This window comes from Nostoc sp. FACHB-280, assembly GCF_014697615.1.
Taxonomy (GTDB): Bacteria; Cyanobacteriota; Cyanobacteriia; order Cyanobacteriales; family Nostocaceae; genus Nostoc_B.
Genome location: NZ_JACJSD010000103.1, coordinates 1 through 5,513 on the forward strand (window position 1 = coordinate 1; position 5,513 = coordinate 5,513).

Below are 5,513 nucleotides of genomic sequence, written 5' to 3' on the forward strand. Positions count from 1 at the left end.
TGATTGTTATATGCGTTAATTACTTTCTGACGCAGATCACAGGAGTAAGGTTTCATTTCACAATTACTTAGACGTTAATATACTCCATTATCCCATAGTGTATTTTACTCAAGCAGGAACCGCTATAATTGGGTTCGCTTTTTGAGAGTTTCATCCAACCAAGCAGGTATAGGAAGAGGTACAAGCTGGGGAAACAGATCAGCTTCTTGGGTGGTGATTCCCAGAACAGCAGCAGCCTTTTCTAGGGTAAAGTCACTGTAAGCCATAGTTTTGCAGTGCCTTGATTTTATTATGATATATGCCCTAGCCTAGCTTACCGGAGGTATCGCTACTGCTGAAAACAAGTTTTAAATCGCTAAACTGAATCTAGACTTGTAAATAAAATTAGTAATTATGCCTTATAGTCAGTTTACAACTATCAGTAAAGTTAAAGAAGCATTCGGGTTAAAAACACAAGAAGGTAGGCGATTTATTCCCCCAACTGAACCAATAGAAGCATCTGCTACATTGACAGCATATCTTGAAGAAAGTCTACCATTGGCTGCTTCTGCTAGTGAAAAAGCGCGTTCTGAAGGTATTATTTATCCTGTGTTATTAGAAGTTAGACGCATATTAAGCCGTCAAATTAGCTTATTTTCTGGTGAAGATTTTACAGTCGATGAGGCAGTTGGACTGAATGGAATGTGTGATTTTCTGTTAAGTAAATCGCCAGAAGTTTTAGAAATTGAAGCACCTGTAGTTGTAATTGTAGAAGCCAAAAAAGCAGACTTAAGAACTGGATTTGGACAATGTATTGCAGAGATGGTTGCAGCACAAAGATTCAATACTGCAAAAAATCGGACGATTTCGGTTATTTATGGTTCGATTAGTAATGGTACGCAATGGCGATTTTTGAAGTTGGAAGAGAATGTTGTTACTATCGATTTGATGGATTATCCTCTCCCGCCTGTGGAAGAAATTCTGGGAATTTTAGTATGGATGGTTCAAAATAGTTAATTGATGTGTGGGAATATTAAGCAGAGTTAGTGCGATCGCCTGAATTAAATTTACACTCAACAATTAGGGCGTTGGTGAGAACTGGTTAAAAGTTCCCGCCAGCTAAATTTTACACAAAATTAATCTTCTAACTTTCTTAGAAAGTCTGCAAGCACAGTTTTATTTTGGAAGGTTGCCCGAATCGTATCATTGTTGTTGTAATCTACAATAACTTCAAACCTTTCAAATTTGCCACCAGGGTTGTCAATATCAACTGTATTTAACTCTTGAAGTGCATTATCAATACTCTCAAACTCATATTTTACTCCGAAAAGGGGCATGATAACTATTTTAGTAATGTAACGCTCAAGACTGTTTCTCAGCGTTGCCATAAAAATGTCTATTTCTTTTTGAGACACTTGCATTAAAGCCTGTCTCAGTTTCTCTTTATCTGAACTACTAAGACTCGCTAATTTCTTTGATGCTGTTGAATAAATTGCATCAGGAGTATCTTCATCAAAAGCAACATCAAAATCAATTGATTTGAATGCTGAGACTACATCTTTATAAGGAATATAAATAATTGCAAAGCCATTATTTTTTAGTTGTTCTAGTGCTGGTTTAGTAAAGTCACCAGCTAATACTACTCCATAAAATGGTGCTGACAGATGATGAAGTTCAATAATCGGTAATATCGCTCCTTGTATTTCTTGAGCCTTGTTTTTGGAGTGTTTTGTATATCTCCGCCATGCTGACTCAATAAATGCAACTGGTCTACCAATTTTATCATCTGTACCATCAACTTCAATCACAAAATCCAAATCGTGTTTATTACCATATTTATCTTCCCAAGTAACTTTTTTACCAGTTCTGGCTGGACGCGCTTTTTGGGAATCGAGATAATAATCTTTGGTTTGAGCAAACTGCTGTAATCGGGGTTTGAGAATATCATCTAAAACAATGTCTTCTAGAAGTTTTCCTAATGCTTGACCAAATTTATGTGATGGTGACTGTGCCATAATCTTGCTTTCTATCCAAAGTCTTCCTTCGTGGAGTGGAACATCATGTTTTCTGTTTTTCCACTTGACATTTCGTTGTCTAATCTGCTCAAAAGACCAGCTATCAAAACCTGCTGCGATCGCTAACTCACCTAACCACTTCTCAACAGGAACATATACACCATAAGGTGCTGAATCTCCCACTACAATACAAACTTGACAATTATCTGTTGTAACTCGACGCAGAGCATAAAATACGTTTGCCATATCAGCAAAGTAAGCTGCAATCATTGTATGATATGCTTTATTTCCACCCTTAGTTGCTCTAACTTCTTCTAACTCTTTACAAACAGGTATTAGTTCATCTTTGATTGGTTCAATAACAGATTCAGCTATCAGAGTGTCTAAGCTAAGTTTTTCTTTAGAAACGTGTTGTGAACTTGAGCGAATCAAAAATTTACGCACTGTTTCATGTAAATCTCCCCAAGAATTAACTTCACCCCAAAAAGTCATTTCGAGACGTGTTGCATCTGCATAATCATAATTATTTGCATAGGGTGGAGAGGTAATAACTAAATCAATTACATTATCTGGAATACCTGCTAAATTTCTTGCATCTCCTTGAATCAAGTTAGCTCGGCTAACTTTAGCAAGAGACTGCATATAAAGCATATCTTCTCGCATCAGAGACACTTGCTTATCTAGTGCCTCAAAAGGTTCACAAATTTTGATTTTGCGTTTATTTGGGAGAATATATTGCCATTGTGCCGTACCTACATGACTGGATGAGCGTAAAATAGCGCAAACTGTCAAAAAAATTAGAGATTGCAAATCTTCAGATAAGTTTGGCGCAATTTCCAGATATGCTTGCTTGATTTTTAAGAGATTTATTAGCGTTTCTTCTGTGTAACACTTGCTTAATAAAGCGGGAATATTTTCAGGTAATTTTAGTGTTAAATTAGCTGCAAAATTTTTAATTTCATCTATTGCTGGTACAAAATCATAGCTATCTACATTCCATGACAGCTTTCCTTTAGCTAGTCGATAAACAAAAGGATGTGCTTCCACACCGTAAGAACTAACGCCCAACTGATCAGCAACAATACAAGCAGTACCAGAACCTGCAAATGGATCAAGAATAGTTTGAGGTTCTAAGTGTTTAATTAATTGTTCAACCCAAGCAGCAGAGAAACCAGCAGAATAACGAAACCACCTATGAATAGGTAATTTCATATTGTCAGTGAAAGTTCCTGCTCTTTCTTTAACAATTTTTGGCAAATCATCAGAATTTGAGTTGAACAGCTGAAGCTGAAAGGAATTAGTCATTAATAAACGGAATGAATTGTTTTTGTGGCTCAGTCTGAGAAAGCCAGACCAGTCTTTGAGTCACGGTTATACAAACTTAGTGTAAGCGATCGCATGACTTCATCCCAAACAGTAGAGCGATCGCCTGTATGATTCCTTAATTATGTATTTATCTGCTTGCTTTGAGGATAAGGCTTTAAATAAGCATACCTACGCTTACTTAAATGTTCCGCTAGTTCAACAAGCCTACTTTGTACATTATTAGGAAATGAATCAAATGGATCTGGACTCTCTACTAAATCAACAAAACGCTTACATAGTTTTATACTTTGCCGACATTGATACTTAATTTCTTTTGCCTCCACTAATTTTTCAAATGTTAATGCCTCACTTAGAATTAGCGTACTTAGATAAACTGCAAAAAATGTAGATTGCAGAGTATTCGATGCTTCCCAGTATGAGTAATAAATATCATCCTCCCGATAATTTCCAGAAGCAATCATATTTGGATGAGTATGCTCACTCAAAAATGGAAACATAACAGTATGAACTTCTTTGTCAAACTGATACTTACTTCCGTAAACTAAAGTTGACATACCTATGCCGTAATTTGATATCTCACCAGTTTCAGAATCTATGACTTGGTTAGACATCTTATTTCCTTTTTTAGAAACAGGATGTTTAAATCGACCTGTATAAAGACCAATCTTTTTTTGTACAAATTCATCTATCTGCTCAGTATTTTTCAGCACATATACTATATGTAAATAACTTTCATAAACGCTACGTAAAAGAATCATGGCATCTTCAGGCAGTCTATTATCAAGTAGTAGCGAGACAGACATCAATGATTTACAAGCCTTTGTAAAACAGTAGAAAACGTAATCATGCACAACTATCTCTTGTGATAAATTATCCTCTGCGATCGCATCTGCTGTACCATACTCAAATACTATTTCTTGAAAAAGGCAAATTTGCAAGCTAAGTCGTCGTTTTAAGGCTGTTAATAATCTATTCAAAGCTTGTTTTTCTTGTTCAGTCATTCTATTTTTTCCGATTATGTAATTTTATGCAAAATTTATTGAAATAAGATGAATATAAACACTAACATCTACATTAAAACTCTTACGATTAATCTTTAGATGGAGAATACTTGCACCACCTATCCCAAGGTGATAATTCATCCTTAATGAAGAACGAATTATAAAGCTTTGCAAGAAACGGGAGCTTATATGAACTTCTTGAATAAAATTCAATTTGCCGCAGAAAAGAATCAAAAGTTCGTATCTGAATGTTGTGTGTAAAATTATTAAATTGTGCCTTATAAGCTTGCTTTCTTAAATCTTGCTTGAGTTCAGATTCTCGGCCAATAATCAGCACGCCAAAAGGAGAGGTAAATGATCTTACTCCTAGTGCGTCTCGAATATATCCTTGATGTTCTGTACAGTAACCAATGTAATCTTTAATCTGACTAATACCACTTGCTAATTGAGCAGTTTCAACAATTCGACCATTTTTATCTTCTTTGTAAAGACGATCTCTAGGCGACTTTAAATCAACAACCCACCATGTCACTCCATCAGAGTTTTCTCCAGCAAACAGGTAATCTGGAATTTTCCCGTCTCCATTGACAAAACCTGAAGGTTTTATTATGGGTTGTTTAATAATCCAACTATCGTGATGACCAGTACGAAAGAAAGCCGACGTGAAAGATAATAAAGAGAGATTGTGTCTAAGAAAAGAATCGATTTCAGTTTCACTAGCATTTTTAGAGATTAGAAAAATCAACTTTGCTAGATCATCCTCACCAAAGTTATGAGGATCAACTCTATATTCCTTTGGTGGATAATCACCTTCGATAGCATTAGCGAAGCGCATAATAATATTTGAAATAGTTGACTATTGCAAATATTAGTACATTTGTATTTAATTAAATTAATCGCTAAACTGTTTTTTATAAGTGTTCATCACTTTATATAGTTATATACTATACATTAAATATGTTTACATTACGTTACCTTGGAAGATAAGGCACTTTACAAAGTTATCCGATACCTGCACTGGCTCATATCTCACGCTACGCCATATTGCGTATATTGATGTAGGTGATACCAAGTCTAAATGAGCGTGCATAGAACTGTAGAATAAAGAACATGGAAGAAAAAGACTCATGAGGAAGCAATGGCACGCCCTTTCAATCTAGAAGTTCAAGAAAGTGCTGAGTATTTGTCAAAA

Annotated in this window: 5 protein-coding genes; 1 reads left to right on the top strand and 4 read right to left on the bottom strand. The window is 35.5% G+C overall.

What is annotated here, in order from left to right; translation table 11 throughout:
* Positions 1-122: 122 nt before the first annotated feature.
* Positions 123-266 (bottom strand): hypothetical protein, encoded by a 144-nt coding sequence (locus H6G75_RS32445; RefSeq protein WP_190983960.1) that lies wholly within the window; start codon positions 264-266, stop codon positions 123-125.
* A 127-nt stretch (positions 267-393) separates the two neighbouring features.
* Between H6G75_RS32445 and H6G75_RS32450 the strand changes: the two genes are divergently transcribed.
* Positions 394-996, top strand: a complete 603-nt coding sequence (locus H6G75_RS32450; protein ID WP_190983961.1) for a hypothetical protein — start codon at positions 394-396, stop codon at positions 994-996.
* Positions 997-1,115: 119 nt separating this feature from the next.
* On the opposite strand, the gene H6G75_RS32455 is transcribed toward H6G75_RS32450, so the two are convergent.
* From H6G75_RS32455 to H6G75_RS32465, 3 genes are all read right to left on the bottom strand, one after another.
* The gene (locus H6G75_RS32455) at positions 1,116-3,206 is read right to left on the bottom strand and encodes a DNA methyltransferase (protein ID WP_242051735.1); all 2,091 of its coding nucleotides are present in this window, start codon (positions 3,204-3,206) and stop codon (positions 1,116-1,118) included.
* A gap of 233 nt (positions 3,207-3,439) precedes the next feature.
* A complete protein-coding gene (locus tag H6G75_RS32460; RefSeq protein ID WP_190983963.1) occupies positions 3,440-4,321 on the bottom strand; it encodes a DUF5677 domain-containing protein in 882 nt (293 codons plus the stop codon).
* Between the two features lie 88 nt (positions 4,322-4,409).
* Entirely contained in the window at positions 4,410-5,156 is a 747-nt protein-coding gene (locus H6G75_RS32465) for a Shedu anti-phage system protein SduA domain-containing protein (protein ID WP_190983964.1), read from the bottom strand.
* Between the last annotated feature and the right edge of the window lie 357 nt (positions 5,157-5,513).

Coding starts and splice junctions, on each gene's coding strand:
- H6G75_RS32465 (WP_190983964.1), bottom strand. CDS start 5,156: ATGCGCTTCGCTAATGCTATCGAAGGTGATTATCCACCAAAGGAATAT.
- H6G75_RS32460 (WP_190983963.1), bottom strand. CDS start 4,321: ATGACTGAACAAGAAAAACAAGCTTTGAATAGATTATTAACAGCCTTA.
- H6G75_RS32450 (WP_190983961.1), top strand. CDS start 394: ATGCCTTATAGTCAGTTTACAACTATCAGTAAAGTTAAAGAAGCATTC.
- H6G75_RS32445 (WP_190983960.1), bottom strand. CDS start 266: ATGGCTTACAGTGACTTTACCCTAGAAAAGGCTGCTGCTGTTCTGGGA.
- H6G75_RS32455 (WP_242051735.1), bottom strand. CDS start 3,206: ATGAAATTACCTATTCATAGGTGGTTTCGTTATTCTGCTGGTTTCTCT.